Origin of the sequence: Pollutimonas bauzanensis, assembly GCF_900129885.1 — a bacterium.
GTDB lineage: Bacteria > Pseudomonadota > Gammaproteobacteria > Burkholderiales > Burkholderiaceae_B > Pollutimonas > Pollutimonas bauzanensis.
This window is the reverse complement of the sequence record NZ_FQXE01000001.1, coordinates 299,647-322,805: the sequence shown is the minus strand read 5'-3', so window position 1 is coordinate 322,805 and position 23,159 is coordinate 299,647. Positions and strand designations below refer to the sequence as shown.

General features: G+C 58.4%; 23 protein-coding genes and 1 riboswitch. Of the genes, 19 read left to right on the top strand and 4 right to left on the bottom strand.

Features of this window, described 5'->3' with window-relative positions; all coding sequences use genetic code 11:
* Positions 1-157 precede the first annotated feature (157 nt).
* The 5 genes from BUB23_RS01615 to ribB all read left to right on the top strand — a co-directional run bounded on the left by BUB23_RS01615 (position 158) and on the right by ribB (position 3,514).
* Entirely contained in the window at positions 158-1,042 is an 885-nt protein-coding gene (locus tag BUB23_RS01615; RefSeq protein ID WP_073101305.1) for a DMT family transporter, read from the top strand.
* A gap of 57 nt (positions 1,043-1,099) precedes the next feature.
* Entirely contained in the window at positions 1,100-1,804 is a 705-nt protein-coding gene (locus tag BUB23_RS01610; RefSeq protein WP_073101303.1) for a B3/B4 domain-containing protein, read from the top strand.
* Positions 1,805-1,815: 11 nt separating this feature from the next.
* Positions 1,816-2,094 carry a type III PLP-dependent enzyme domain-containing protein gene (locus BUB23_RS26575; RefSeq protein ID WP_245801127.1) on the top strand — a complete coding sequence of 93 codons (279 nt, stop codon included), beginning with the start codon at positions 1,816-1,818 and terminating at the stop codon, positions 2,092-2,094.
* Positions 2,054-2,167, top strand: coding sequence for a pyridoxine 5'-phosphate oxidase C-terminal domain-containing protein (locus BUB23_RS27635; protein WP_084135628.1), 114 nt, complete (start codon positions 2,054-2,056; stop codon positions 2,165-2,167). Before BUB23_RS26575 ends, BUB23_RS27635 begins: the two co-directional genes overlap by 41 nt.
* Positions 2,168-2,607: 440 nt before the next feature.
* Positions 2,608-2,752: riboswitch (FMN riboswitch) on the top strand.
* Positions 2,753-2,848: 96 nt separating this feature from the next.
* A complete protein-coding gene (gene ribB, locus BUB23_RS01600; protein ID WP_073101301.1) occupies positions 2,849-3,514 on the top strand; it encodes a 3,4-dihydroxy-2-butanone-4-phosphate synthase in 666 nt (221 codons plus the stop codon).
* A 205-nt stretch (positions 3,515-3,719) separates the two neighbouring features.
* Here the strand turns inward: ribB and BUB23_RS01595 are convergent, their stop codons facing one another.
* Both BUB23_RS01595 and BUB23_RS01590 read right to left on the bottom strand, forming a co-directional pair.
* On the bottom strand, positions 3,720-3,932 hold the full coding sequence (locus BUB23_RS01595) for a hypothetical protein (RefSeq protein WP_073101300.1): 213 nt from the start codon (positions 3,930-3,932) through the stop codon (positions 3,720-3,722).
* Positions 3,933-4,252: 320 nt separating this feature from the next.
* Positions 4,253-5,092, bottom strand: coding sequence for a class I SAM-dependent methyltransferase (locus BUB23_RS01590; RefSeq protein WP_178372248.1), 840 nt, complete (start codon positions 5,090-5,092; stop codon positions 4,253-4,255).
* Between the two features lie 293 nt (positions 5,093-5,385).
* On the opposite strand from BUB23_RS01590, the gene BUB23_RS01585 reads away from it, so the two are divergent.
* From BUB23_RS01585 to BUB23_RS01545, 9 genes are all read left to right on the top strand, one after another.
* The gene (locus BUB23_RS01585) at positions 5,386-6,273 is read left to right on the top strand and encodes a helix-turn-helix transcriptional regulator (protein ID WP_073101298.1); all 888 of its coding nucleotides are present in this window, start codon (positions 5,386-5,388) and stop codon (positions 6,271-6,273) included.
* 231 nt (positions 6,274-6,504) lie between these two features.
* A complete protein-coding gene (locus BUB23_RS01580) occupies positions 6,505-8,652 on the top strand; it encodes a TonB-dependent siderophore receptor (RefSeq protein WP_073101296.1) in 2,148 nt (715 codons plus the stop codon).
* Positions 8,652-8,936, top strand: coding sequence for a hypothetical protein (locus tag BUB23_RS01575; RefSeq protein WP_073101294.1), 285 nt, complete (start codon positions 8,652-8,654; stop codon positions 8,934-8,936). Before BUB23_RS01580 ends, BUB23_RS01575 begins: the two co-directional genes overlap by 1 nt.
* On the top strand, positions 8,936-10,456 hold the full coding sequence (locus BUB23_RS01570) for a PepSY-associated TM helix domain-containing protein (protein ID WP_073101292.1): 1,521 nt from the start codon (positions 8,936-8,938) through the stop codon (positions 10,454-10,456). Before BUB23_RS01575 ends, BUB23_RS01570 begins: the two co-directional genes overlap by 1 nt.
* Complete coding sequence (locus tag BUB23_RS01565) at positions 10,449-11,690, top strand: RhtX/FptX family siderophore transporter (RefSeq protein WP_073101290.1); 1,242 nt, start codon at positions 10,449-10,451, stop codon at positions 11,688-11,690. The genes BUB23_RS01570 and BUB23_RS01565 overlap by 8 nt, the downstream gene beginning before the upstream one ends.
* A 91-nt stretch (positions 11,691-11,781) precedes the next feature.
* Positions 11,782-12,564 carry a 4'-phosphopantetheinyl transferase family protein gene (locus tag BUB23_RS01560; protein WP_073101288.1) on the top strand — a complete coding sequence of 261 codons (783 nt, stop codon included), beginning with the start codon at positions 11,782-11,784 and terminating at the stop codon, positions 12,562-12,564.
* Positions 12,565-14,370, top strand: coding sequence for an ABC transporter ATP-binding protein (locus BUB23_RS01555; protein ID WP_084135626.1), 1,806 nt, complete (start codon positions 12,565-12,567; stop codon positions 14,368-14,370).
* On the top strand, positions 14,367-16,193 hold the full coding sequence (locus BUB23_RS01550; RefSeq protein WP_073101286.1) for an ABC transporter ATP-binding protein: 1,827 nt from the start codon (positions 14,367-14,369) through the stop codon (positions 16,191-16,193). The genes BUB23_RS01555 and BUB23_RS01550 overlap by 4 nt, the downstream gene beginning before the upstream one ends.
* A 45-nt stretch (positions 16,194-16,238) precedes the next feature.
* Positions 16,239-16,751, top strand: a complete 513-nt coding sequence (locus BUB23_RS01545) for a GNAT family N-acetyltransferase (RefSeq protein ID WP_084135625.1) — start codon at positions 16,239-16,241, stop codon at positions 16,749-16,751.
* Here the strand turns inward: BUB23_RS01545 and BUB23_RS27730 are convergent.
* Together BUB23_RS27730 and BUB23_RS01535 are read right to left on the bottom strand one after the other, a co-directional pair.
* A complete protein-coding gene (locus tag BUB23_RS27730) occupies positions 16,721-17,224 on the bottom strand; it encodes an alanine--tRNA ligase-related protein (protein ID WP_073101282.1) in 504 nt (167 codons plus the stop codon). The two genes, BUB23_RS01545 and BUB23_RS27730, sit on opposite strands and share 31 nt — an antisense overlap.
* Positions 17,202-17,489 (bottom strand): hypothetical protein, encoded by a 288-nt coding sequence (locus BUB23_RS01535; protein ID WP_073101280.1) that lies wholly within the window; start codon positions 17,487-17,489, stop codon positions 17,202-17,204. Before BUB23_RS01535 ends, BUB23_RS27730 begins: the two co-directional genes overlap by 23 nt.
* Positions 17,490-17,562: 73 nt before the next feature.
* Here BUB23_RS01535 and BUB23_RS26385 point away from each other — a divergent pair, with 73 nt between their 5' ends.
* The 5 genes from BUB23_RS26385 (at position 17,563) to BUB23_RS01510 (ending at position 22,471) form a co-directional block, all read left to right on the top strand.
* On the top strand, positions 17,563-17,799 hold the full coding sequence (locus tag BUB23_RS26385; RefSeq protein ID WP_143160839.1) for a type II toxin-antitoxin system VapC family toxin: 237 nt from the start codon (positions 17,563-17,565) through the stop codon (positions 17,797-17,799).
* A gap of 117 nt (positions 17,800-17,916) precedes the next feature.
* Positions 17,917-18,312, top strand: a complete 396-nt coding sequence (locus tag BUB23_RS01525; protein WP_073101629.1) for a DUF2946 family protein — start codon at positions 17,917-17,919, stop codon at positions 18,310-18,312.
* 153 nt (positions 18,313-18,465) lie between these two features.
* Entirely contained in the window at positions 18,466-20,712 is a 2,247-nt protein-coding gene (locus BUB23_RS01520) for a TonB-dependent receptor (protein ID WP_073101628.1), read from the top strand.
* A gap of 173 nt (positions 20,713-20,885) precedes the next feature.
* Positions 20,886-22,001 carry a sialidase family protein gene (locus BUB23_RS01515; protein ID WP_218598824.1) on the top strand — a complete coding sequence of 372 codons (1,116 nt, stop codon included), beginning with the start codon at positions 20,886-20,888 and terminating at the stop codon, positions 21,999-22,001.
* A complete protein-coding gene (locus BUB23_RS01510) occupies positions 21,998-22,471 on the top strand; it encodes a TlpA family protein disulfide reductase (RefSeq protein ID WP_218598822.1) in 474 nt (157 codons plus the stop codon). The genes BUB23_RS01515 and BUB23_RS01510 overlap by 4 nt, the downstream gene beginning before the upstream one ends.
* The last annotated feature ends 688 nt before the right edge of the window (positions 22,472-23,159 follow it).

Genomic DNA, 23,159 nt, shown 5'->3' with positions numbered 1-23,159 from the left:
AAATTGCTTACAACCGTTTTAGTGTAATTCATTTCTGTTTCGTGGAACGCTCTTCTTCTTAAAAGCCAATGAAGAGCAATATCGTTCAAGACTGTTCGCTTGATTTGCTCTTAAATAGCCTGTGGCTCTATCCATAGACCCATTGATGAGGTGAAATTTGTCTAGCCGCGCGTTCGGATACCTGCTGCTGTCGCTGGCGATGATGACCGTCGGTTCCACGGTTATTGCTTCCAAACTCATTGTCGGGAGTATGCCACCATTTCTGGCAACCACATTCCGATTTGCGGTGGCCTTACCCGTTTTGATTGCACTAACCTTCTGGCTGCGCGAGCGATGGCCGCGGCTTACTCGAAGCGACTGGCTTTTACTTCTTCTCCAAGCGGGAGCTGGCAGTGTAGGTTACACGACGCTGCTCATTTCCGGCCTTGCGCATCTTTCTGCCGCTGACGCTGGTGTGATCATCGGCACCTTGCCCGCCATCTCCGCGCTCTTCTCCGTCATAGTGCTGGGGGAACGGCCTGGTTTTCGATTGTTATTAAGCGTGCTTCTCGCCACTATCGGTGTAATGGCTGTGGCGTGGAAAGGTGCAGGGCCATCATCGTTCACTGGCACACTTTTTCTTCTGGGCGCCGTCATCTGCGAGAGCGCCTTTATCCTGCTCAATAAGCGTATGCCCGTTCCGCTACGCCCCTTGTTGCAGGCGACCACGATGACGGCGCTCGGACTAATGGTGTCGCTTCCCATCGCATTCTTCGAATTACCAATGGCAGCGCCCAGCAGCGCTGCGATCGCTGCAGTCGTCTGGTACGCGCTGGTCCCCACCGTCGGTGGCTTTCTGTTGTGGTATGGAGGAGTAGCACGGGTGAGCGGAAGTGAAGCCGCGACCCTCACAGCCGTCGCTCCTCTCACTGCGGTAGCGCTTGCTGCGCTGGTGCTCGGCGAACAAATTGGAGTGGCGCAGGCGCTTGGCGTGACCGCCGTCATTCTTGGCATTCTTGTACTCACGATTCCGACATGGGTAAAAAATGGGCCACAAGATTGACAGGGAGTAAAAAGCTCGCTTCTTACGCATGTCACAACATAAGGATGTATTGCAAACATGTATTTCTATCATTCCGACGAAGTGTGGGATCGATTCCCGAAGCTGGTGGCTTTGGTTCTGGTCGTTCACCAGGTTCGCGCGGCTGTGCTCAAGGCGGGCGCTCTTGAAGAAACACTTGCGAGGGTCGGCGCTCGTCTGGAAACGACGCTAGAGAGCGATATCCCTGCCATCCAGGCTTGGCGCCAAGCGTATGCCGACATGGGATTGAAACCCACCCAGTATCGTTGTGCGGCCGAGGCGCTTCTGCGCCGTTTCCGAAAAGCCAAGCATCAGCAGGATTTCCATCCACTGGTGGACACGCTAAATGCGGAATCTATGCATGCCGCCCTGCCGATTGCGGCGTTCGACTGCGCGTGCATTACCGGGGGCGTCGTCGTTCGCCATGCGAATGGCCTAGAAACCCATCGGACCTTTCAGGGCGAAACTGAGCAGCCCACCACAGGAGAGATCATTTTTGCTGACGAGGCCAACCAGGCGCATTCCCGCCGTTGGGTTTTCCGACAAGGGGCCGAATCGGCAGTCTCCAGCACCTCGAACACTGTGCTGATCGTCGCCGAAGCTCTTCATGGTCAGGCTCGTGAAGATTTGCACACGTTGCACGAACGCATTGCCTATCGAGCAAGCGAGCTAGGCGTGCTGATCGCTGAAGCAGATGTGTTGACGAATTCAAACCGGCGCTTTGAATTCATATTCGGGCTGTGAAAGATATGCCATTGACTATCGCGAAGAATATAGAGCGAATAAAAAGCGCCATATGGGATGCAGCAACTGCCCACGGCCGAGATCCAAATGCGGTGACTCTCGTTGCTGCATCCAAAACTGTCGCCCCTATTGATATTCAGGCCGCCATTGATATGGGCCTGCGGACTTTCGGCGAAAACAGGGTGCAGGAAGCAGCTTATAAGTGGCCAGAACTTCGTGAGGCAAATCCAGAGATAGAACTCCATCTGATTGGTCCATTGCAATCAAACAAAGTTCGACAAGCCGTTTAGGTTACATGATCGCCTTGTATTTACCCGTAGATCGTTGAACGAGCCATGGATGTCTGCTCGCGTGTACCCTTAACTCAGCAGGTTGTTGATACAGAGCGAGAGCTATTTCTTTGTTCGGCTTTGCTTGTTCCAACAGATCGGCTACGGAGAATGTATAACCGATTCGAGCATCTCGGCCATATGTTTCGGGGTTGTGCGCATGGAGTGTATTTTGAATATTCGTTCCGCAATGAGCGAGTCCATTGGCGTAAACGAATCCACAGCATTCTTCTGGATAGTATTGCCAGGCATGCGCAAAAATTATTGTGAGTGATTCAGGCTTAAGGAGAATCATGATGTTTTGTTTCCCCATTACGGGCCGGCCAGTACGCTGGAAATTTCGTGATGGTGAAACCAGCTAGCGGTATTCTCGAATCCGCGCGAAATGGCTTGGCTTTCGTACTAGGCGCCGATGATGGTGGTGATTACCGGAAAGATGATGAACACGAAGGAAAGGACAATGCTATCCTATAGTCACGTCTTCAGGGCGGGGTGAAAATCCCCACCGGCGGTAAGTCCAGCGGTGGACGAGCCCGCGAGCGCTTGCGATTCCGCAAGGTCAGCAGATCTGGTGCGATGCCAGAGCCGACGGTTACAGTCCGGATGAGAGAAGATGTCGATGCCCATGCGAGCTCCAAGAAATTGGCGCTCGCTCCGGGTGTTTACGTTAGCCCTGAAACGTTTTTCGCCACTTTTTCTCTGCGAGGAGCGTTTCATGTTTGTTCAGCCACTACCAAAAATTTCCCCACTCCATACCGATGCCAGTCAGCGCATGAAGGACGCCCTTCAGGCCATGCGTGAAGGACGCCCGGTGATTCTGATGGACGATGCGGATCGAGAGAACGAAGCCGATCTCATCGTTGCTGCGGAAAAATTGACCGTATCGACCATGGCCCTCTTGATCAGAGAGTGCAGCGGAATCGTCTGCCTCTGCGTGACCAAGAGTATCGCCCAACGACTAGAACTGCATCCCATGGCAACACGGAATGAGAGCAGATTCAGTACCGCATTTACGGTGTCGATCGAAGCGCGGCGCGGCGTCAGTACTGGCGTCTCGGCTGCGGACCGCGTAACGACCATCAAGGCGGCCATTGCGGATGGCGCAGTCGCCGACGACTTGGTGCGCCCCGGCCATGTGTTTCCATTGTGTGCCCACGACGAAGGTATTATGGGTAGGCGCGGCCACACGGAGGGCGCTATCGAACTGGCTCGATTTGCGGGACTCAAGCCGGCAGCCGTGCTGTGCGAACTCATGAACCCGGATGGCACGATGGCAAGGGGAGAAGATATGCATCAGTTCGCGCTGAAGCACGGCCTACCCGTCATTACAATCGACGAGCTGATTCAGTTTAGATATCAAGAACAGGCTCTGGCCATGTAGAGTAAGGACCTGGACTGAGCTGCGGCCGCGTTCTTCCCCTAGGCCGCAGCCGGTTGCGGCGCATCCACAACCGCGCAAAGCAGATGCAGGCAGGTATGCATTCTCATGTGCCGGTGTCGGCGATTCCAATCAATAGCGGCCCGGATGCTTGTTCCTGGCTCCAGATGCGCAGGTTCGGCGGGCACATGCCAGATAATCTCTTTCCTTACGCCATCCCTGACAGTATCGATGACTTGAAATGCTGCTTCATGAGAAGCATAGATGACGCCGGTGTCTCCTGGCTGCCCCCGCCGGTTGGATAGAACAGTGTCTGGTCGAGAGCAATGGCATTCCCCGATATGCCTACGATGGATGCCGAGAATTCGCGTTCGTATGGCGTCTGCTCGAAAAGCGCCTGGATTGAGGATGGCGTTTGCATTACGAGAGGCTCGCAGGTTCATGCGTTTCGGCAATAGGGCTATCGATTGCCATGCCAGTGAGCTGGAAATTCGATATAAGCCCATGGCCGAATATGACGCCATGGTCATTCCAGTCGAACGCGCCAGGCCGAAGGAGCAGGCCCAATCCAATCATCCCAACCAATAACCCGAAAATGCGTCGTCCGGTGAGTCGTTCATTGAGAAAGTATCTGGCCGCGGGCAAGACCCACAACGGAGTCGTGTATGCCAGCATTTCTGCCGATCAATGAAAATCCCTGCTTTTCGTCTCGAGAAGCTGCAACTGCATGAACCGGAAAGCTTATTGCGTGGTGCGTTTTCCGGCCCGGATCACGATGAACTCCCTGCGTACCGACGTGCCCGGTCGTTCCTTGCTCATCACTGTCTCCTCGTGCACATCGGTCCCCAACACCTCGAGCCCGCTGCTGGAGACCATCTGCCGCACCTCTTCGACGTCGTACAGCCGGAATCCGTATGACGCGAAGGATAATGTCTGCATGAATTCGCGGGCGGCAAAGGCCATGCTGAAGTTGCCGCCAAGTTTCAGGGTGCGATGGATTTGGGACAGAAACGCCAGAGGATCTGGCAGAAAATAGAGGGTGTTGACCGTCATGGCCTTGTCGAACGACTGATCTCCAAACGGGAAGGCGAAGCCCCCGTAGGCCTCGAATCGCGCCTTGCCGTTTGATACCAAGTCACGGTTCAGGCGAGTGGCTTCCCGCTGCATGAGCGCGGACAGTTCCAGGCCCTGGTACAGCAGGCTGGGCCGGTCTTCGAAGAACTCCGGTACATGAGCACCGTTGCCATGGCCGATTTCCAGCAGCGTTTCGCCAGGAGCCACCGCCAAGCTGGCAAAGCAGGCCCGCGTCATGCCGATGTTGCTCTGGTGCATCGTGGCAGCGACCTCGATGCCATCGGCGCCATGCGGTTCACGTAGCTGTTGGGCCAGGTTCTGCATCTGTTCGATATTATCCTTTTGCATGTTTTGATTCTCGCTGGCTGGTCCCGACTGAACGATTGGAAAATACCCCATAGATTTGATATCGATGATTGGATAAGCTCGGATTTCCTCAAACGAGGCGGCACTGGCAATTCGATGAAAATTATCGACAAGGGGTATCGCGCCTTGAATAAGTTTCATATTCGTGTATCGAGTTGACGGGGCTAATCGGCGCATCCTGTCCGGCGGAAGTTAATGGCTCCATATGACCCTCAAAGTCGTAACATACTATTGCTTCATTTGTGGATACGAATTAGAATCATTATCATCTCATTGAGGTAAAGATGGTGCAAGGCCTAAGTTGTTTGATGGGGGACTATTTCATTCGCTCCAGAGCAACGGGCCGGAAAGCATCGGCTATGCAAGAAGATTCTCTATCTTGCGCTCTTGAAGATACCGCTGCGCTTGCGGCTTCTTGGCTATAGGGAAGATTAATGACCATCACCATCATTGCGCCGCTTGACGCTGGCGCCGGCGCGGTAGAGTCCAGCAATAGCCTGAGCGTTTCGCATGTCGATCCGCATATCAAGCTGCTGACGGGAACTTACTACTCAGCCAGCGCGGAACGGTTGGAAGAGCAATTAGAGGACGGGCTGCGGCTGATTTTAGTGCAGAGCGGACAGTTGCGCTGCAGAGTGCCCGGCCAGCCTGAGCATCTGATACGAGGACCAATGCTCTGCACAATCGTCAGCGAGGGTGATTTCACTTCAACTCAGATCTATGCCACCGATCAACCGCTACGTTACACCATCATTCAGCTCGGTGTCGTATCCCTGGAGGGGCTTGGCGGGCTACCAGCACACCTACGGCCCCGGCCTAGTGGCGATCCTCGGATCATGAGCAGTACGGCGCCACGAGCGATGCAGGCTCTAGCTTCACAAATCGCTACGTGCCCGATGGCCGGTCCCATTCGAGACTTTTATTTGGGAGGCAAGGCGTTGGAACTGGCAGCAATGGGGGCGCAGTTCCTGGGTGGCAAAGCGCAGTTATGTGAGACACAACGCATTACCCATCCGGAGGTGGAGCGCATACATGCCGCACGCGACCTGCTCGTGGGCGCCCTCAACGATTTGCCGACACTGGATCAGCTTGCTTTGCAAGTAGGTATGAATAAACGCAAGTTGACTGAAGGGTTTCGCAAAGTATTCGGCACCACTGTGTTCGGCTATCTCCAAGAATACCGCCTGCGTGAGGCTCATCGCATGTTGTGTGACGAAGAAGCCAACGTCTCAATGGTGGCTTATCAGGTCGGCTACAGTCCAGCTCATTTTTCTATCGCGTTTCGCAAGCGTTACGGTATTTCGCCCAGCGAAGTTCGGTGACCCATGCGGCCTGTGAGCATCAGCTTCGGGCCGGCATCCAGCATATTTCTTCCCATTGCCAGCGTTGCGGCATCTTCGCACGCGCATCTTCTATATGCGCGTGCGCCTTCTATTTGTATGCGCGGCGCGCAATCGATAGAAAAGGCCCCTGAATCGAAAAAATACCTCACGTCAATCAAGAATAATAAGCATTGTCATTCAAAATGTAAAAAATCTTGTTAGGTGAGGGTAATGATCAAGCGACGAAACAGAATTCGCAGTCACGTCCTGGATGGCCGTAACAGTGCACTCTTGGCCCTATTGCTTGCGCTTGGTCCGCCGGTGGCGCATGGCCAGGAACGCGAGGCGTCGGAATCGATGCCATCTGCCACGCTGCCGGCTATCACAGTTAAGGCTACGGATGAATCGGAGACGCCAAGGTCGGTTTTCAAGATACCGCTGCAGCCGCGAGAGATCCCGCAATCCGCCAGTGTGATCGATGAATTGCGCATCGAGCAGCAGGGTCTGGTGGATCTGGATGATGTGATGAAGCAAGCAACGGGCGTCATCGTTCAGCCGTATACGAACCTGACCACCAGCTACTCTGTGCGTGGCTTTCAGGTGGATTCCTTCGAGATTGACGGCGTGCCGGCGGGCTTTGGAAGCCAAGCCTCGTCTCCCCAGGATATGGCGATCTATGAGCGGGTAGAAATCCTGAGGGGGGCTAACGGTTTATTGCATGGTTCAGGAAATCCGGCGGCCACCGTCAACCTGGTGCGCAAGATGCCCACGGCCGAGCGACGGATCGGGATCAATCTTATTGGCGGCAGTTGGGATCGTTACCGGGGTGAATTCGATGTTGGCGGACCGATCAATGATGCCGGTACGCTGCGTGGGCGTCTTGTGGCAGCCTACGAAGATCGCGATTTTTTCACCGACATCGCCGATCGGAAAACCGGATTGCTCTATGGCGTTTTCCAGGCCGATCTTTCCGACAGCACAAAGCTGACATTCGGCGCGCAGTATCAGGACATCAAATCCACAACCGATATGGCAGGCGTGCCTATGGCCGCCGATGGCGCGGATCTGGGCCTGTCCCGCTCGACCTATCTGAATACCGATTGGAGCGCCTTCGATTGGACCACCCATCGGGCGTTTGGCGCCTTGGAGCACGAAATGGCAGGCGGGTGGCGCACAAAATTCAGCGTCGAGTACGAAAACACGGAATCCACCCTCAAGTATGCTGGTGTTTATGGCACTGGAATCAACGCTGCAACGGGGACGGGTGCGATTCTCTCTCCCGGAGCCTATCGTTTCAAGACCGAGTACCGCAGCGCGGACCTGAACCTGAATGGTCCTTTTAGCCTTTTCGGCCGCGAGCATCAGGCTTTGGTCGGGGTGAGCTATGGCAGGCGCGACCACCAGATGAAGACAGGCGCGTTTGACACCAACATCATGCAGCCGGTCAACGTCTATACCTGGGATCCGCACAGTATTCCGGAGCCCGGCATCGCCAGTTACAAGCTCAGCACCGATAACACGACGACGGAGAAGGGGCTTTATGTCATGGGCCGCTTTTCGCTGGCCGACCCGCTGACCCTGGTGCTGGGTTCGCGCCTGAGCTGGTGGGAACAAACCACTCTGAGCGCTACCTATAAGCCCGACAGCCAACTGGTGCCTTATGCGGGATTGATCTGGGATTTCAATTCTCATTGGTCCGCCTATGTCAGCTATGCGGGAGTTTTCCAGCCCCAGACTCAGCTTACCTATGATGGCGGAATATTGGATCCCATGAAGGGGAATAGCTATGAGGCAGGTATCAAGGGGGTGTTCGCCAATAACCGGTTCCATGTTTCGGCAGCCGTTTTCCGGATAGACCAGAAGAACCGGGCACAGGAGGATCAGGATCATCCGGGTGTCGGGCAGGCCACATACTATGTAAATGGCGGTGAGGTGCGCAGCCAGGGCTTCGAGCTGGAGGCCAACGGTAATCTGACGCCAAATTGGAATCTTTACGCGGGTTATACATACACAGATACAGAGTATGTGCGCGACAGGGATAATCAGGGCAAGGCCTTCTCCTCCATCACGCCCAGACATGTCCTGAAAGTCTGGACAAACTACACTTTGCCTTGGCAGGAACGCCGCTGGAGCGTTGGTGCCGGCCTTCAGACGCAAAGTGAATACACCAGGGCTTCTGGCCTGGTCACTTTGCGGCAAGGAGGCTACTCCACCATGAATATGCGGGTAGGGTATCGCGTCAATCCGAAATGGAATGTTGCGCTCAATGTCAACAATCTATTTGACAAGCGCTACTACCAAAGCTTCTTCGGCACTGCCTGGAGCAACCGCTACGGCGAGCCGCGCAATGTCATGCTCAGTCTGCGGGGCTCCTTCTGATGCATCGTAGCCAAACAACGCTGCATTGGGGTTGGCGGGTATCGCTGGGCTTGGCGGGCGGTATCGTGGCAGTGATTGCAGTTGCATGGGTGCTGGCACGGCATGCGCCGTTGAATGAACCACTGGAGCGGCTCTATGTCGGCTTGTTCATGGGCGTCATCGGTGGGCAGATCGTGCTCTTGGCCGCATTGCTGGCACCGAGCATCAAGCTCCTGCTCGGGCGGCTTGCATTCTGCTGGATGGCTTTGGCGCTGCTGTTGTTGCCATTGAGTAGGTGGCGGTGATGAGATTGCCCTCGCGTCGTCTGCTGTTGGAGCTGCATGGCGGTGCGGGTGCGCTATTCGGGGTGCTGTTATTCGTGTTGCTGTTCAGTGGAAGCTGGACCCTTGCTCACGAGGCATTACAGGAGTGGGCGAGGCCTCCCGCCATTTCCTTGCGGGAAGAGCCGTTACCGGTTGCGCGCCTGCTGGAAGTCGCTAGGGACCAGGGCATTGACACGGATGATGTCAGCATACTGCTTCCTGGCGCCGGGCAGGCAGGCGTGACTTTCTGCGAGCCGCGTGGGGGCTGCAGACTGACACTGGATCGATTCACAGGCCAGGCACTACCCTCCCTTGCATCACTGGATATTCTGAAAGATCTGCACAAGAGCTTGTTTAGTGGATTTCCGGGACGTGTGCTGGTCAGCTTGTTTGGCATCGTTCTACTGATCTTGTGCGTGGCTGGCCTGCTTCTTCACAGTCGCCGATGGCGTGATCTGCTGCGGTGGCGAAGAAACCGTGGACTACGATTGTCCCTGTTCGACCTGCATGGCTTGATCGGCATGTGGGCATTTCCGTGGCTGTTGATGTTTGCGGTCACCGGCGCATTCAGCGGATTGGGTGCCTTGGGCACGCTGCTGCTGTCGCCGGTGGCCTATCCGCAGGCGCCGCGCCAGGCTTTTGTCGATCTATTGGGGGCGCCGCCTCCAGCCGCATCGGGACAGCCCGTTATATACAGCATCGACATCGATCGCTTGCTTGCCGATGATGCGCGGCGCGCTCCCGATTTCACCGTGCAACAGCTAAAGTTCAACCATTGGGGAGATCGCGAGGCAAGCGTGGAGCTTGGCGGAGTCCGCCATGGTTTGCCCAGCACGGTGAACTTCGAACGGCATTTGTATCGGCTCGCCGACGGGCGCTTGCTTGTGACCGGCAGTTCGGCGCATCACGGATTCTGGACACGAGCTTTCATCGCCATCCAGCCGCTGCATTTCGGGCAGTATCTTTGGCTCGGCAGCGGCTGGGCCGCCACGCTTCGCGGCCTGCATCTGGGGATGGGGCTGGCGGCCTGCCTGCTCTGCGCCAGTGGGTTATTTCTCTGGGGACAGCGCCGTGCCGCAAACCCGCGCTGGAATGCTGTGGTGCTGCCTCGTATGGCCGAAGGCGTATGCGGCGGGTTGACCGTCGCCGCCGCATCGTTGCTGCTGAGCTTGCAGGCGCTGCCGCCGCAGTTACGCGCGGGGAGTTGGCCGGGCTGGCTGCTCTGGGGCGCCTGGGCGGGCTCGCTGCTGTTGGCCCTGGTACTGCCTCGCCCGTGGCGACCGTTGCCTATTCTCCTGCTCCTGGCTGGCCTTGCCTGTGTGCTGGCTGTTGGGCTGCACCTATATGCCTGGCTCGCTGCCGGTCAATGGCCGCCGCTGGTCGCCGACCTGTCGCTGTTGGTCTGTGCTCTATTGCTGTGCCGACCTACGTGGTGGTTGACTCGTGCGCCTGTCGCACGTCGCCATCCTCTCCCATGTCTTACAGAAGATTCTCATGCGTGAATTGTTCCACCATCGTCGTTTGATCCTGACCCTGGCCTTGCTCTATCTATCACAAGGCATTCCCATAGGGATTGCCATGGACGCGTTGCCTACGCTTTTACGGCACGATGGTGCGCCGTTGCAGGCTTTGGCCTTTCTGCCGTTGGTAGGCTTGCCCTGGGTGCTCAAGTTTCTTTGGGCTCCTTTGGTGGACAACTATTGGTCTGTCCGGCTAGGCCGCAGGCGAAGCTGGATTTTGCCGATGCAGATGGTGGTGTTGGGATGCCTGCTGGCTCTTGCATGGGCCGGCGCCAGCGTAGCCACGGCTACCTGGGCGGTGGGGCTATTGGCCGTGGCCTCACTGGCCAGCGCCACTCAGGATATTGCAACTGACGGCATGGCTGCAGAACACTTCAGTGGCGAACTGCTTGCAAAAGTGAATGCAATCCAAGTGGCTGGTGTGATGATCGGCTTCTTTGCGGGCGGCGCCGGCAGCTTGATGCTGACTGGGCTTTTCGGACAGCGCATCGCTTTTTTGACGATGTTTTGTGTCCCATTGTTGAGCGTGTGCGTAGTTGCTGTCTTGAAGCTTGGCGATGTCCACGAGCAACCTCCTGTGGCGCAGTTCAAGGCCAGTCTGCTGCACTTCCTGCGCCGGCCGCTGGCGCCATCGCTGTTGTTGCTGGCGTTTTTATCGGCAATGACGGCGGTGTCGGGTTTCGGCTTGTCCAAGCTGTATCTGAATGACATGGGCTGGGCGCTGGAGGAAATTGGCCGGTTGGGCATGGTGGGCGGTCTGGTCACGGTAGTGCTGGGATGTGGCGGCGGCGCCTGGCTGATCAAGCGCATCGGGCTATGGCGAAGCTTCAGCCTTGGTGTATTCCTCGCAGGGTGCTCCGCACTGCTGTGGTTCGTGCAGGCTGCACAGTGGTTGGCATTGCGCGACGGATTGGTATGGTCATGCATTTTGATCGGCTCGCTGGCCACGGGTATTACCTCGGTGGCGATTCTGACAGCGGCGATGAGTTTCGCAGGGCAGGGGGATCAGGCCGGTACCGATGTCACCGCGGTGCAGAGCACACGCGATTTGAGCGAAATGCTGGCGTCGTCGTTTCTGGTCGCGCTGACTGCACAGGTCGGATATGGCGGCGCGTTTCTCAGTGGCTGCCTATTAGCGGCGGTGGCGCTGACAGTCGCCTTGCGCCTGCAGGCTCGGGACCGGGAAAGGCCGATATTGTCGGCCGATCGTTTCTGAACATTATGTCCCATCACAGTAATGCATAGCATGCTTGCGAGTGATCACCTCATTTGATCGATTGACTTAACCCTGCCGGTGGCGAGAAATTATGAATTTGACTGTTGACCTTGCTGCAGAGGTTGCTCAGGAACTTCGCGCCGCCTTGTCCGCATCTTTGACGTTACGCAGCGGGGAACTATTGGCAGTTTTTGCGCCAATCGAATTGGCTACAGAGCTATCCACAGCCACGCTTGATTCATCTGAGAAAATGCAGATGCTCGCTTATCGTTTCACGAAGGATCGCCAGCGCTATCATGTGGCTCACGTAGTCAAGAGATTGGTGATTGGACAGATGCTTGGGTTGCCTCCACAGCGTCTGGCATTTACCTCGACCGATCGGGGAAAGCCGCAGCTTTCAGATCGTCAACTTCATTTCAGCATATCGCACAGCGGCAACTGGATTGTCATTGCTTTGCGAAGTGATGTAGAGATCGGTGTCGATCTGGAATGGCAACGTAATTCGACGACAGATCTTCCATGGTCCATGCTTCACCATCCGGATGAGCCGCAAATGTACGATGCTGCTTCCTTCTTTAGATTTTGGACATTGAAAGAGGCTATTACCAAGTGCAGCGGTGAAGGATTGATGTTCGACTTTACACGCCTGCTTGTTCAGCCTCAGCATCCGATGGGATACCGAGGCACTGATGGCAAGCGTTGTTGGCAGGCCTGGCATGGCCTGATTGATGCCGCGACCCATTTGGCGGTCGCGTCCCCCATTACTTGGTCTATTTTTCGTTGCCTAAGATTGGCGATACCACCTGCCACATCAGTGCCCCGCGACGTATCTCCCTTGGTAGTACACCAAACGGTTTGTGAGATGTGGCGCTAAATGAAGAACAGCAAACCTATGCAGCAGGAACGTATTTCAACTCCAATCCACTTCGGCAATCTGCTGCGGCTAGCCTCAAGGCCGCTGGGCTGGGCTGTCGCGACCGCCATCGGTTCGGCGGCGCTGAGCATTGCACCGTTCTGGTTCATCTATCGCATCGCTGTCGAGCTGTTCTCGGCGCAGCCGGACATGGCCGTCGTGTGGCAACTGGCGTGGTGGGCACTGGGCCTGCTGGCGTTGCGCTGGGCGCTGATGGCCGTCAGCCATGTGTTGGCGCATACCGGTGCCTTTGCCATTCAGCACCGACTGCGGCTGGCGATGGCGCGGCGGCTCGGTGAGGTGCCGCTGTCCTTCTTTGCCGGGCGCGGCTCGGGCAGTATGCGCCGCACACTCACCGATGATGTGAACGGACTGGAAGGCTTCTACGCCCATTTGCTGCCCGATATGGTGGCTGCCGCGGTGGTGCCGCTGGCGGCGCTGGCGTTGTTGTTTGCGGCCGACTGGCGGTTGGCGCTGGCCGCGCTGGTTCCGCTGCCGCTGGCGCTGCTCGCGCAATGGTGGTGGATGCGTGGCATTGGCGGGCGCATGCGAGAGTGGAACGATCTTCAAAAGCGTATCGCCAACCAAGTGGGAGAGTATGTGCGTGGCGTGCACGTGGTCAAGAGTTTCGGGCTCGATGCGCGCTCCTTCGGAGAACTGGCAACTGCCGTGCGCGGCGCGGTAGCCTGGGTCGAGGGTTATGCCAAGGACAGTTCCGGCGGCTGGGTGCTGTTCACAGGCCTACTGACCGCAAACTTGATCACGGTTGCCCCGCTGGGGGCATGGCTGCATGCGCAAGGCACGCTGGATCTGCCGACCTACGTATTGTTCCTGCTGGTGGCCCCGACCGCGCTGGCGCCGTTGCTGCGCCTGACCTTCGCGCTGGATGAGCAGTTTCAGCGCGCCGAGGCCATGGGCCGCATTAACGAAGTGCTGCAAGCCCAGCCCTCGGCCGATCCTGTAGGTTCACGGATCCCTGATGGTGCGCTGGACGTCGACTTTATCGATCTGCGCCACCGCTACGGCGAGCGACTTGCGCTGGACGGCGTGAGCTTTCGGGCCAAAGCGGGCCGGTTGACTGCCTTGGTCGGGCCAAGCGGTTCGGGTAAGAGCACGCTGGTGCGGCTGGTGGCACGCCTGTACGAATTCGAGTCAGGCAGTCTGCAAGTCGGGGGCATGGACGTGCGCGAGTGGCCGCTGGATGCGCTGCTGGGACGGCTGGGCATCGTGTTCCAGGATGTGTTCCTGTTCCACGGCACGGTGCGCGAGAACCTCGCCATGGCGCGGCCTGGCGCCAGCGACGCGCAGATCGAGACCGCTGCCCGTGCGGCGCGCGCGCACGACTTCATCATGGCGCTGCCACAGGGCTACGATACCTCATTGGGTGATCGCGGCGCGGGCCTGTCGGGCGGCGAACGCCAGCGCCTGGCCATCGCCCGCGCACTACTCAAGAATGCACCGATCCTGCTGCTGGATGAAGCCACCGCCAGCGTCGATGCCGAGAACGAGGCGCTCATTCAACAGGCCTTGGACGAACTATGCCGGGGCCGCACCGTGCTGATGATCGGCCACCGCCTGCATAGCGTGATGCATGCCGATCACATCGTCGTCATGAACGGCGGCGTCATCGCCGGCCAGGGTACCCATGTCGAACTACTGAACAGTTGCCTGATTTACCAGTGCTTGTGGCGCGACCACGAGCAGTCGCGCGACTGGTCGCTGGGCGAATCGAGGCATGCAACGCCTACGCGGGAGTCACGGCCATGATCCGCGAGCTGGTGCAATCCGGTTTCCGCCTCTCGGGCACGCGTGATGCGCGGTTGATACGTGGCTTGTGGTGGTCCATCGCCGAAGGACTGTTTACCGCCGCGCCGTACCCGCTACTGTACCTGCTGCTGACGGAGGTCTTTGCTGGCAGCGTCACGCCGGTGCGCGCGCTGGGCTATGGACTGGCAATGGCCGCCTGCGTGGCGCTGCGCATCGGCGCCGGACGCATCGGTATGCCGCTGGTGTTCAGCGGCGCCTACGCGATGATGGGTGAGGCGCGGCTGCGCATCGCCGATCACCTGCGCAAGTTGCCCATGGGGTGGTTTGGCAAACAACGCGGCGGCGACCTGAGTGCGCGCCTGACCTCTGACCTGGAGTTGATTGAACACCTCTGGTCGCACTTTCTGGGTGTATTCGTGTCGGGTTTGGCTATGCCGGCCTTTCTCGTGCTGTTCTTGTGCTGGATTGACGGGCGGCTGGCGCTGGTGGTGCTGGCCGGCATCCCGCTGGCGCTGCTGGCACTGGCCTGGACGCAGCGCGTCGCGGCACATCCCGGCACGCGCATGATTGCGGCCAGCGCGGCGGCACAGTCGGCGCTGCTGGAGTATGTGCAGGGCATTGCCGTGATCCGCGGCTTCGGACGCTTCGGTGAGATATGGAAGCGGCTGGAGGTGGTTCTGGGTGAACACCACGACGCCCTGCTGGCGGTGGAAACCAAGCCTGCTCCCTGGCTGGCTGCCTACGGCTTCCTGCTGGAGATCGGCTATGTGAGCCTGGTGCTGGCCGGCGCCTGGTGGCTGGCCGATGGCACGCTGGAGGCGCCCACGCTGCTGGTGTTTCTGGTGCTGGCGCTGCCAGTGTACCGGCAGTTGTTCGAGGTTGGCCTGTCCACCATGATGCTGCGCTTCGCACGCCGTGCGCTCGGACGGATCGAGGGCGTGCTGTATGAGGCTGTATTGCCCGAGCCCGCGCAGCCGAAAATACCGCGGGGTCACGGCATTGTGTTCGACAAAGTACGCTTCGCCTACGAACACCGTGAAGGTGCTGCGGTAGTTCTTGATGGCGTGTCCTGCGAGATCAAGGCCGACCGCCTCACCGCCATCGTCGGCCCCAGCGCTGCGGGCAAGACCACGTTGGTACACCTGATCGCCCGCTTGTGGGACGTGGACGCCGGGGCTATCCGCCTGGGCGGCGTAGACTTGCGCGAGATCGGTACCGATCAACTGCATCAGCACGTGGCGATGGTCTTCCAGGATGTACTACTGTTTTCCGGCACTGTGCTGGAGAATCTGCGCATCGGCAAACCCGGTGCCAGCCGTAAAGACGCCATTGAGGCTGCCAGGCGCGCGCAGGCGCATGACTTTATTGAGGCGTTGCCGCAAGGCTATGACACTATGCTCGACGAGGGCGGCGCATCGCTGTCGGGCGGAGAGCGGCAGCGGATCTCGATTGCGCGCGCCCTGCTCAAGGATGCACCCATCCTGCTTCTGGACGAGGCCACGGCCAGCGTGGATCCCTCGGCCGAGGCGGAGATTCAGCGTGCCATTGCTGAACTGGCACGCGGGCGCACCGTGGTGGTCATCGCCCACCGCTTGAAAAATGTGCGATACGCCGACCAGACCCTCGTACTCGATGAAGGGATGCTGGTCGAACAAGGCACGCACAGCGAATTATTGTCACATGGCGGGCTGTACTCGCGTCTCTGGGCGCGTCAACAGGAGGCGCAGAATTGGCGCATGGGCATGTCCACGCACGATAGTCTGCCGGCAACTGCGTCCGCTGCACAGCCGCCCCTGGTCCGTCACCGAGCGGACAAAGTTTAAAATATAGGGAACCCGGAACCATGGTTTTGTGAGCTGCGAGCCACCATGACGTCACAAATACACCCCTCATCCCCAACCATCAAAACCGTCTCGCCGGGCTCATCGGAGTGGCCGGTGTTCTTGCGCCTGTATTCTACTTATCTGCAAAAATATTGGCCCGGGGAATTTGGGCATAGCCCCATCGAACATCTCATTCAGAGCAATCAGGAGATGCTGCAATTTCGTTGGGAACAAGGCGGTCGCGGGCTGTTTCTTTTGCGAGACGGCTCAATCCCGGCCGGTCTAGCCAACGTGTGGCTGGACAAGCAAGCCAGCGTCACTACATTGCAGGTGGCCGAATTTTATGTCGCCACCGAGCGGCAGCGTCAGGGCTGGGGAGGCCTGCTCTGGCAGGCCGTCAAACGCTGGGGGCAGGAGTACGGCGTAACGCGAATTGGGCTTGAAGCCGATGCGGACAACGCAGCCGCGAATGCATTCTGGCGTGCGCAGGGGCTCACGCCGCTAGCCAGTGAAGGTAATCGCATCCACTACGGCAGTGCCTTTTGGCCGCAGAGATGAGTTCCAAGGGCATCATAGCAAGTATTAATCCGAGTCTGAATCGGCTTCTGAGTTACGCTGTCTCCGCGCGCTCGCCTATGAGTGCCAACACCTCTAACTTGCGGGCAAAGACATGGCTGAAACGTCCAGGCCTCGCGAGACAAGTTCGACCGGCGATTCCAATCAATAGCGGCCCGGATGCTTGTTCCTGGCTCCAGATGCGCAGGTTCGGCGAGCATATGCCAGATAATCTCTTTCCTTACGCCATCCCTGACAATATCGATGACTTGAAATGCCGCTTCATGAGAAGCATAGATGACGCCGGCGTCTCCCGGCTGTCCCCCGCCGGTTGGATAGAACAGTGTCTGATCGAGAGCAATGGCATTCCCCGATATGCCTACGATGGATGCCGAGAATTCGCGTTCGTATGGCGTCTGCTCGAAAAGCGCCTGGGTGAGGGTGGCGTTTGCATTACGAGAGGCTCGCAGGTTCATGCGTTTCGGCAACAGGGCTATCGATTGCCATGCCAGTGAGCTGGAAATTCGATGATAGCGAAACCAACTGGCAGTATTCCAATTTCGTCCAACCCGGCAGGCGGCCAAGTTGCCTGGAAACTTTCTCCAGCGTCGCACGATCCACCGACCCGTCGGCGAAGAAGGCAGGGTAGTAGACGTCTCCCTCCACGTCGACCGTAAATAGCCGCCCGCTGCGCGTCGCGGCGCTGACCGCCTGGCGCGTGAGCGAGAGCGCCTGCCACAATTGCGCACTGGAAATGAGTGCCTTCTTTTTTTACCAGCGCTCGCCGATTGCGTTGGGTCTGTTCTGACAAAGCTTGGCTCGAAACCGTGCACGGGTCGATGCGCGCCTGCTGCGCCGTGCGCTGCTTGATAATGGCTATCAAGAGCTGGCTATCACAAGTGAACATATTGTTGCGGTCGACAGCCTGCCCGCCATCCATAAAGATCCATTCGACCGCCTGTTGATTGCACAGGCGACCATCGAAGGCATTACCCTTCCGACCGCCGATGAGCGCATTGGCGAATATCCCGGTCCCATACGCAAAGCATGAGCGGAAACGCAGCGTATCCATTATTAGGGCCCCCGAGAACAATACAGGGAAAGTCGCTGCGGCCGAGTGCCTTGCGATCATGGCTGGCCGCGTTCAAGGCTGTTAATATTGCGCATTATGACCCCGAGAGCGCATAAACGTCTGACAGCATGGCTTGGCTTGTTTGCCATGTGGCTGGTCGTGCTTGCGCCCACTGTCAGCCATCTCGTCCATGCGTCGCAGGATCTGGTACTGCCCATCTGCTTGAGCGCGAGTGGGCCGGATGGGCAGCATACCGTTCTCGTAGAGCGCATTCATGTCGGCGAGCATCATGATGCGCGAACCGATCTGCTGAGCGCCTGCGGCTACTGCGATCTGCTTGAACACAATGCGGTTCTCCTTTCAGTTCCACCTCCTCAGCCAACCGTAACGCCACTTCTGCTGACGACACTCGTCACGCCTCTCGGCATACGTTTTACACCCACGGGCGCATTTCCATCCGGCCGTCCACGCGGTCCGCCCCTTCTTTCCTGATCGATCTGCTGCCATCAGTCAACGCGCCCAGCCTGGACGCACTGACTCGTCTCGACATCGTCCGGAATTACTATGTATCACTCTGCTCCACGCGGCGCACCCGCGCGCGCGAGCCGAACGGCCACACAGGCCTGGGTTCGCCTCTTGCCCTTCATGCTCGCTCCCGCATTGGCCCACGCCGCCGATCCCGCAACTTCAATGGTGCTGCCCGCGATTACCGTCACGGCCTCTGGCGGCTCGCGGCCCGCCACCGATCCGAATAGCCCGGCATCCACCGAGTCGGTCACGCGCGAACAGTTCCAGAACTGGAACGTCGTCAATACCGAAGATACGCTCAAATACCTGCCGAACCTGGCGGTGCGCAAACGTTTCATCGGCGACTTGAACTCGACCATCGCCGTACGCGGCACAAACAACATACAGAGCGCACGCGGCCTGGTCTATGCCGATGGCTTGTTGCTGAGCAATTTGCTGGGGAATGGCTATTCATTCCCGCCAAGCTGGTCGATGGTGTTTCCCGACGATATCGAACGCGTGGACGTCGCCTATGGGCCGTTCTCAGCGCTCTATCCTGGAAATTCGCTGGGCGCGACCGTGCTGATCACCACGCGCATGCCAGACGAATTCGAGGCCCACGCGGACGTCAAGGCATTTACCCAGCACTTCAGCCTGTTCGGGGTCGATCGCAGTTTCAACGGCAGCGAGCAATCCGCCTCGATCGGCGACAAGGTCGGCAAGCTCTCGTATCTGCTGGGGGTCAATCATCTGGAGAACACCAGCCAGCCGATGCAGTTCGCCACATTGGCGCAATCGGGCACGCCCGCCAACGCGACCGACACGCCGGTGACGGGGGCGCACTTCTATGACAACCAGACCAATGTGCCGACAGCCGTGCTGGGCGTGAACGGTGGAGGGATTCAACACACGATTCAGGACCAGTTCAAGCTCAAGCTGCAATATGATTTCACGCCGACCCTTCAAGCCGGTGCCACGCTGGGCTACTGGCATCAGCGCTACAGCAGCGAAACGTCCACCTTCCTGCGCGACGCCGACGGCAATCCGGTCTACAGCGGCAATGTCAATATCGGCGGCTACCATTACGCGATTCCGGCCTCGGCGCTCGCGCCAAGCCGCGGCGAGAGCGAAAACTGGCTATATGGCCTGTCGCTGAAAACCCGTCGCGCCACGGGATGGAATGGCGAAGCCCTTGCATCCTACTACAGCGTTGGCAACAGCGTGGCGCGCACGGCCAATGCGGGTGGACCTGGCAATGGGCCGGGCTTGGCCACCTTTGGCGACGGCACGGGCTGGAAGACGCTCGATCTGAAAGCCACCTACACGCCGGCAAGGCCCGCGCCCGGGCTTGCCGCGCACTGGCTGACACTCGGCTATCACTTCGACACCTATTTCGTAAATAACACGACTTTTGGCACGCTCCAATGGAAGGAGGGGCAGGGCTCCTCGCTTGCCAATGCGTTCGCCGGCAGAACTCGCACCCAGGCGTTTTATGCGCAAGATGCGTGGAAATTCCTGCCGCGCTGGAAATTCGTGTACGGTCTGCGCTATGAGGACTGGCACGCATATGACGGGTCGCAGGCGCTGGGGGCCGTGCGCCTGCCCTACGCCAGCGTAGCCCAGCAGCACGTCTCGCCGAAAGCGTCGTTGTCGTTTGAAGCCACCGACGACCTGACGCTGCGCGCGTCGGTTGGCCGGGCTTATCGCTTTCCGACCGCCGGCGAACTCTTTCAAGGCCAGATCAATGGCTCGTCGATCATCAACAACAATCCGGACCTGCAAGCTGAAAACGGCTTATCCAAGGAGTTGACTGCCGAGTGGGCGCATTGGAATGGCTTGTTCCGGCTCTCGCTGTTTCAGGATGATGTCAAAAATACGATCTTCAGCCAGACCGATACGACGGTAATCCCAAACGTCACGAACTTCCAGAATATCGATAAGGTCCGTTCCCGCGGGGCCGAGCTCAGTTACCAGGGGCAGGACGTCGGTGTCCAGGGGCTGGATGTGATGGCGAACGTGGCCTACACACAGTCCAGAATCCGGGCAAATTCCCAAAATCCCGCTACGGTCGGCAAATATTTCTACCGCGTTCCGCTGTGGCGCGCCAATCTGGTTGGCACCTACCACATTGGCGAGCGCGCATCGGTCACGGCTGGCGTTCGCTATTCCGGGCGCCAGTACAACACGCTCACCAACGACGACACCAATCCCAACGTATTCGGCGGGACCAGCACCTACACCGTCGCGGATGCAAAGTTTACCTACAAGGTGAACCGCTACAGCGAGGTGAGCGTGGGCGTGGACAACCTCTTTGACCAGCGGTATTTCGTGTACCACCCTTATCCGGGGCGCACCTTATATGCCGAAGCCCGACTGCGGATGTGAGCAGGCCATTCGATCCTATCCTCTCGACAAGCGGCCATATTGCTTGTGAATGAGAAGGAGCCGTCGATGATATTCACTGTAAAGGTATGAAAATGAGTAAATTATCACGTCTATTATTGTTTCTGGCCCTTGTTGCCATGCCATGGAGTCTCTTTGCCCATGCGGGTATGCAAATGAGCCATCACAGCATGAAATCGGCGGTGGCCACCAGCGCCGCGTTCGGAGCCGATGGGCGTCTATGGGTGGTCAGCGCCAGCGGGGACCACGTGTTGCTGCGTCATTCGGACGATCTCGGTCGCACACTGAGCGCGCCGGCCGTGGTCAACGCCAAGGCGTCGCCGATTCTTACCATGGGGGAAGATAGGCCCAAAATCGCGCTTGGCGAAAAAGGGGAAATCTACATCAGCTGGATCGAGTCGCTGCCCAAACCCTATACGGGGCGCGTGCTTTTCGCTCGTTCGCTGGACGGCGGCAAGCATTTTTCCGAACCAATCAGGGTGCATCGCGATAGCGCCGAGATCACACACCGGCTTGAGGCCTTGGCGGTCGATGCCAAGGGGCGCGTCCTGATTTCCTGGATCGATCGGCGCGATTTCGAAGCGGCCAAGTCGCAGGGGAAAGACTATCTTGGCACGGCGGTCTACTATGCGTGGTCGAATGATCATGGGGCAAGCTTTGGCCCGGAACACAAGTTGGCCGATCATAGCTGCGAGTGTTGCCGCATCGCATTGTCGCGGGCGCCGGACGACGCTATCGCCGCCATCTGGCGCTCCGATTATCCCGGCGATATCCGCGACCATACCTATGCCCTGTTGCGGAATGGTTCCATCGTGGACGAGCCGGCCCGCGCCACCTACACGCAGTGGCATGTTGAAGCATGCCCGCATCAAGGGCCGGGTTTGGCCGTCGGGGCTGACGGCATACGCCATGCCCTGTGGTTTTCCGCCAAGGACAATATGCCAACCATCTGGTATGGGCAGCTGGAGCCGGGGCAGCCGCCGCGGCATCTGCTGGCGATCGCGCAGCTTGGCGCGGCGCACGCTGATGTCGCGGCGGCGGGCCGGCAAGTATGGATCGCCTGGAATCAAGTGGACGCCGAGGGCATAAAACTCATGCTGCGCGAGTCCGCCGATGGCGGCGTCCATTTTAATGCCGCCCGTGAAATGGCCCGCAGCGATTCGGCTGCGGGTTCCCCGCAATTGCTGTTGAACAATAAAAATCGCGCCTTCGTGGCGTGGGATACCGCCAGCGGCTTTCGTCTGGTATCGACAAGCGAGTCTGCACAATGATGAAATTATTTCTTCTGCTCATTTCACTATTGATGGCTTTTCCGGCGGCTGCTGCGCCGCTGGAACCCTTGGCCGCCGGGGACGTGCCGGCTTTGCTGAAGCCGCCCGCCCATGGGGTGCGCGTCATCGCGCTATGGGCGCTGTATTGTGCCTACTGCGAGGCCAATCTGCGCGAGCTGGCGGCGCTAAGCGCCAGCGATCCCGACGTTCAGGCCGTCACCGTCAGCACCGATGATATCGAGCAGCGCGATGCGATCATCAAACGGCTGAGCTCCGCGCGCGCCGAAAGCATTCCAGCCCGCGCGTATGCCGACGAGTCGCCCCAGCGCTTGAATTACCTGATTGATCCACGCTGGGGGGGTGAGACGCCACGCACCTTGGTGATTCGCGCCGACGGTAGCCGGGCGGCGATCAGCGGCACGCTGACCGCCGCCCGGCTCAAGGCACTGGTGAATAAGGAAACGGATTGAGCCGGGACCTTCTACCCCTAAGCAAAACGCCTGGCAACATCAGCGGATGTTATGGCAATGCCGAATTTCGCCAATACGCGGGGCTGAGTCAATATATCCAAGGCGGCGAGATTTGCCATTGCCTGCAGCGTGGATAGCAGTCTCCACACCAATGCTCCGACAGCTAAGTCCCTCTGTCAATGATTGCCGCAATAGAGATTGAGAAGTCCCGGGCTGCCTATCAATGAAAATCCCTGCTTTTCGTCGCCAGGGCGCCCAGTAGGCACGAGTCTGGATGGAGCCGTGTCGCGCCGTGAAAAAGGGTGGGGTAATTTGATTGTGAGCAAGGGCAAAGGCTTCTTGATATTGACTTGCAGGCAGAGACGTAGCCAAAACGTCTAGATCCTATGTAGCCTAGCGGACCTGGGCGGCACTTTAGATCCAACGCCTCCGGCCGTTCGAGAGTGCTGCCGAACGAGTCGATGAGCGCACGAACGTGACGTCAAGGCCTTCCAACACCTAGGCTACGTCAAGCGCAATCACGATGCGCCAAGGCTACGCCGATCACAGCAGGCGGTCCAGATCCACCGGTATGTCAGTGCTCAGCGCAGGCGCCGCGACGGTGATCACCGGGTCATCCAGACGGTTTACGACGCCTGCATCTTACCGTGGCGCCGGCTCTGTCCTCTCGTGCGGCTCGTCACGTCTT